At 45.3% G+C, this 5,855-nt stretch carries 5 protein-coding genes; all 5 read left to right on the top strand.

Annotated features, from left to right (window positions below; genetic code table 11):
• Positions 1 to 1,773, top strand: a 1,773-nt coding sequence (locus ABIO93_RS08625; protein WP_348066552.1) for a TonB-dependent receptor, incomplete at its 5' end; no start/stop codon positions are given.
• Positions 1,774 to 1,788: 15 nt separating this feature from the next.
• Positions 1,789 to 2,913 carry a cytochrome c peroxidase gene (locus ABIO93_RS08620; protein ID WP_348066550.1) on the top strand — a complete coding sequence of 375 codons (1,125 nt, stop codon included), beginning with the start codon at positions 1,789 to 1,791 and terminating at the stop codon, positions 2,911 to 2,913.
• Between the two features lie 3 nt (positions 2,914 to 2,916).
• Positions 2,917 to 3,432: a molybdopterin-dependent oxidoreductase gene (locus ABIO93_RS08615; RefSeq protein ID WP_348066548.1), complete on the top strand. Its 516-nt coding sequence runs from the start codon at positions 2,917 to 2,919 to the stop codon at positions 3,430 to 3,432.
• A gap of 687 nt (positions 3,433 to 4,119) precedes the next feature.
• Positions 4,120 to 4,527: a hypothetical protein gene (locus ABIO93_RS08610; protein WP_348066546.1), complete on the top strand. Its 408-nt coding sequence runs from the start codon at positions 4,120 to 4,122 to the stop codon at positions 4,525 to 4,527.
• Positions 4,528 to 4,649: 122 nt separating this feature from the next.
• A partial coding sequence (locus tag ABIO93_RS08605; protein WP_348066544.1) for a TonB-dependent receptor occupies positions 4,650 to 5,855 on the top strand: 1,206 nt, incomplete at its 3' end.

The following is a 5,855-nucleotide window of genomic DNA, read 5'->3' as shown; positions in this document are numbered from 1 at the left end:
ATCCTGCCCGGTGTAAGCATCGCCAATGTTGGCCCCAGAAATGAATCCGTCGTTTACGTGCGTGGATTTGACTTGCGCCAGGTGCCTGTGTTCATCGACGGCGTTCCGGTTTATGTTCCTTATGATGGCTACGTAGATATGGGGCGGTTTACCACATTTGATCTTGCCGAAATCAACGTCTCAAAGGGATTCGCATCGATCCTTTACGGGGCAAACACCATGGGCGGCGCAATTAATCTTGTTTCCCGTAAACCAGTCAGCAAGTTTGAGATCAATGGCCGCGCGGGCATTTACAGCGGTGATGGTTACCGGTGGAATGTCAATGCCGGATCCAGATTTGGCAAATTCTTTTACCAGGTTGGTGCTTCGCAGCTGAAACAAAAAACATTTCATTTGTCTGAGGAATTTACAAAAAGAAGATACCAGCAAACTGACGACCGTGAGAATGCTTACCGCAATGACCTTAAATTCAGCGTGAAAGCAGGGTTCACACCCAACGCTACCGACGAATATGTGGTCGGCTATGTGAACCAAAAAGGAGAAAAAGGCAATCCACCATACGTGGGTGACGATTCCCGGATCATGACCCGTTTCTGGAAATGGCCAAAATGGAACAAGCAAAGCTTGTATTTTATATCCAATACAGCTGTTGGTGAAAAAAGCAAAGTAAAGACCCGCTTGTACTACGACACGTTTGTGAACCAGCTGTTTAGCTACGATGATACGACCTACACCAAGCAAACCAGGCCTTACGCATTTCAAAGTTTCTATAACGATTATACATTTGGCGGCAATGCAGAATATGAGTCCAGGGTATTAGCCAATAATGTTTTTAAGTTGAACCTGCAATATAAACGTGATGTACACAGGGAGAATGATCTGGGTGAACCCGTGCAAGGTTACATTGATAATACCCTGTCCGTAGGCATTGAAAACACTTATCAAATTACCACTTCTCTGGCCGTTATTCCAGGCGTAAGCTTTAACACACGAGGCAGCGACAAAGCCCAGGAATATAATGCCACGACCCAGGAAATCACCAATTTTGACGACAGCAAAAACAATGCGGTCAATGCGCAGATAGGCTTGTTTTGGGATATTAATACAAGCCATTCGCTGAAAGCATCGGTAGCCCGCAAAACCCGGTTCGCCACTATTAAAGACCGCTATTCCTACCGGATGGGCCAAGCGATTCCCAATCCCGACCTGGGCGCGGAAGCAGCTGTAAATCTGGATTTAAGCTATTCGGGAAAAATTGCTGATAAACTCAGCCTGCAAGCGAGCGTGTTTAACAGCATCATTGATGATATCATTCAGCAGGTAGATAATGTACAGCCGGGACGTTTCCAGTTGCAAAATGCAGGAAAAGCAAGGTTCTATGGTGCGGAAGCCGGCCTGGATTACCGGGTCATTTCAGGGCTTAGCATTGGTTCCAATTATTCTTTTATCAAAAGAAAAAACAAGACCAACCCGGCCATTCTTTTCACCAATGTACCCGAGCATAAGGTCTTTGCATATGCCGATTACTCGTTTTTAAGGCGTGCAAACATCCTGGCAAGTGCCGAATACAACAGCGACCGTTACAGTACAAGCTATGGCACCGTGGCAAAAGCTTATACGCTGGTGAATGCCAAGGCATCAGTTAAGCTTTACAAATCCATTTCTGCCGAAGCAGGGCTGAACAATGTTTTTGATGTCAATTATACTTTGGTAGAAGGTTTCCCAGAAGCCGGTCGAAATTTCTTTGTGAACCTGGTGTTCAATCACTTCTAAGATGCATTCGGGCTAATGAAAAACTTATTGAAAACGGTATTAAAAAAAAACGCAAGTTGGTCTAAGGGCAGCCTGGTTTGTGCTGTTTTTATTTCTTGTGGGCTCATCGGGTCGTTTCAAAGCAAAAATGCCCAACCTTATGTTTTGCAGTATCCATCCAATTTCGGCTCGCGGTTTGTTATTCCGGCCGATAATCCCACTACAAAAGAAGGCGTTTATTTGGGGCGGCTCCTGTTTTATGAACAAGCCTTATCGGCAAATAATAACATTTCCTGTGAAAGCTGCCATCAACAAAGACTAGCTTTTACAGATGGAAAAGCATTCAGCACAGGCACCAACGGGGACCTGACTACCAGAAGCTCCATGTCGCTGGCTAATCTACTTTGGGTGCGCAACTATTTCTGGGACGGACGCTCACCTGGCCTGGAAGATCAAGCCAAATTTCCCTTGACAGCCCCCCACGAAATGGGCCAACCACTCAGCGAGTCGGCCAGAAAGCTAAACAACACCGCCTTGTATCCTCCGCTGTTCGCAAACGCATTTGGAAGCAGCATCATTACGGAAGACAAAATCCTGAAAGTACTATCCCAATTTGAAAGGACTCTGATCTCGTCTGGCTCGGAGTACGATCAGTATTTGGCCGGCACTTACCAGCCAACCGATCAGCAGCTAAGGGGTCTGCACCTTTTTGAAAACGGCCCAGACCCAAAGCGCGGCATCAGGGGCGCAAGCTGCGGCCATTGCCATGGCGGGGCTAAAACCTTCAAGGAGCTGTTCCATAACAACGGCCTGGACAGCATAGCCACTGACATTGGCAGGGAGCAATTCACCGGGCAAAGCATTGACCGGGCAAGGTTTCGCGTTCCTACACTCCGTAACATTATCCTGACCGCTCCTTACATGCACGACGGTCGGTTTACAACCATTGAGCAGGTTCTTGACCATTATAGCGAGCACATTCAGAAAAGTCCGACGCTAAGTGCTTTCCTGCAAGACGTTTCCAATGAAACCGGGGGCAAGAACCTGTCATTGACAAACGACGAGAAGAAAGATTTGACCGCTTTCCTGGGTATGCTAACAGACTCATCATTTATTTCTAACCCTGCATTTTCCAATTCCCATCCTATTTTAAATCCTTGAACTATGTCAAAATCCAAATTCTCTAAACATAGCATTGCAGTTAGCCTTTTAATGCTTTTGTGTGCTAAATTTTCATCATTTGCCCAAGATACGGCGACGCTTTCCGTCATCGGGGAAGTGACAACGCCCTTGGAACTGAAACTAACAGAGCTTGCCACCTTTAAACAGGTAAGCCATAAAGTGAAAGACCGGAACGGCAAAGAGCATGTGTTCGCCGGCGTTACTTTGATCGAGATCCTGGAAAAAGCAGGCGTGACAACCGGAGCAAAGCTGCGCGGTGAAAACCTGGCAAAATATCTGCTGATCTCCGCTGCCGATGGCTATGAAGTTTTGTATTCACTTGCAGAGATCGACCCTGAATTTACCGACCAGGTGATTCTGCTTGCAACAACAAAAGACGGGCAGCCACTTGGTAATGGCGAAGGTCCATTTCGGATCATTACGCCAAATGATAAAAAGCCTGCACGCTGGATTCGGGAAGTGCGCTCTATAAAAGTTGCTTTTGCCAAAATTAGATAGGGCAACACTTTTCCCACACGTATAAGTTATTTAACGTACCGCTTATCGGGTACTTGGCATGTTAAATTGTACTAGAATAGCCATTCAGTCCATGATAAGGTGCAAAATCGAAGGATAGAATACTTCGTTTCAACTACCGATTGATTTCACATATGATAGATGGAATTTATATCTAGCATAACGCGCCTTTACAAGAAACAACCGGATCGTTAAAGCCGAACTAGAAGTATAAAAATCAAATCACTTTTCGGTCCCGAGAAAACCCGCTTGCATTTTTCTGTAAGCCTGATCACTTTTAGTCTTACAAAAGCTGGATATATTGATTTAAAAACTGGAAAACATTTTAGGAATGAAAAATATAGATATCTTACGGCGATTATCTTAGCCTCCAAAATTAAGAAGCTGGCGGCGCGGGTTTATTAATTCAGTCGCCGGTTTCTTGACAGACTTACAAGAGTATTCCCATCAGGTTGGGCCTTTCCTGCTAGGGTTCTCCGTGAACACAAACTTGCCATCGCCGAATCTACGTCAAATGTGAATGGCAGAGGAATAGGCCGCTTTCAAACCCCGACAGAAACGGTAGTATAATGATATGTGTTCAACAATAAAATAAACAAGCACATCCAAATTAATCGATCCTTGTTACATTACCGTATATAACGACACGGTTTTTTTAGTCCCGGAAATATGGCTCAACGCCTGCTTGCTTCTCTGATTTTGCTTAACTACTTATGGATGGCAGCCATGGGGTGCATCAGCAGGCCCGAACAGGTACCTTATATGTTAATGGTTGAAAAAAGTTTTTCTGATCATAACCGGTATGAAGAGCGCAGGTACATGCGCATGGACGGCCTGGAAGTATTAATGGCCGAGGTAATGTCCACTCGTTACACCAATTCAGCTCAGGACGGCGGGCACCTGGATATCTCGGTTAGCAATGCAATCGACTGTCATTTCGCTCCCGAATATCTGCTGACAAATTTTTCTCCCATCTTAGTTCATTTTCGCAACGACTACATTCATTTTGACGAAATTCCTGTCCTAGGAATTCCTTTCGCTATTTTTTCTCCTCCAAAACATCCGGCTACCATCTGAGGTTCAAACGTTTCTTTCTGATTTTTTGAAAGATTGTTGACGCTTCGAAAGCCTGCACTGCAAAGTCAGGCCAATGGTTATGCATGAATCAGTCACATTCATAGTGGTTCAAAACGGACAAAATGATCAAATTTACTTTCCTAATACTTTGCGTATTTAGCTTAGCTACCGTATGCAAGTCCCAGACCGGCGGTCTTACGGGACATATTATTTCTTTTCAGAACGAAGCGCTATCCGAGGTCAATGTTCGCCTCCAGGATACCCCATATGGGACTTATACAGACGGAAACGGATATTTCTCATTGAGAAACATTCCAGCTGGAAAATACACCTTGCTGGTTTCCAGTACGGGTTACGCAGCATTAAAGCAGGATGTCGCAATTGTTTCCGGGAAAACAATAAACCTTAACCTGCAACTTTCACAGGACCAGAAGCAACTGGAAGAAGTAACCATTACCGGCAGGAATACGAAATACAAAACCAGCCATTCCATGTTGGCCACCCGCACGGACATTCCTGTCCTGGAAACTCCTCAGTCTATTCAGGTTATTTCACAGCAGATCATTAAAGACCGTCAGGCATTTACGCTTAATGACATTGCACCTTTGATGACTGGTGTGAAAGCCAATAATTCGATGGGTGGCTTTGCCCTTCGTGGCTTCACCGGCTACAACCCGAATGACGCCAGCTTTACGACCTTCAATGGCATCCGAGGGACATTATATCTTTGGAGCCAGCAGCCATTACTTTACAACATCGAAAATGTTGAAATATTAAGAGGCCCCGCCTCGGTACTGCTAAGTGAAAGTATGCCTGGTGGGATTATCAATTTCGTGACAAAAAAACCGCAGGCCGAGGACCGTTTTGAATTCACCGCCGCTTATGGCACCTGGAATGCCGCGAGGTTTTCAGCAGATGCAACCGGCGCACTGACTAAAAACAAAAAACTATTGTACCGGGCTGTTGTTGGCTATGACCGCACAAACAGTTTCCGGGATTACCAGAAAGTAAGTAACATTTTCTTCGCACCATCGCTGAGTTATATCTTTTCCTCCAATACGAGCCTGAACCTGGAAGTAAATTATGCCCACGAAAAGAGTGTGCAGCAATACGACCGCGGTGTATATGTAAAGAACAATGGCGACGGCACATTCGATTTTGACCATTACGCAAAAAATCTGACCGTACAAAGTCCCTCCGATTTTGGCAGAACAAAAAACAGCTCTGCCACTTTAACGCTTCATCACCGGGTTAGCGACAACCTAACCTTCTCGCTGGTGCAGCGGTATGTCCGGAGCAAATTCAATTTCGCAGACCATTTTGTATCC

It is taken from the genome of Dyadobacter sp., from assembly GCF_039919315.1.
In the GTDB taxonomy this organism is placed as follows: Bacteria; Bacteroidota; Bacteroidia; order Cytophagales; family Spirosomataceae; genus Dyadobacter.
Note: the sequence above shows the minus strand (reverse complement) of the source record. Positions and strands in the feature narration are given on the sequence as shown.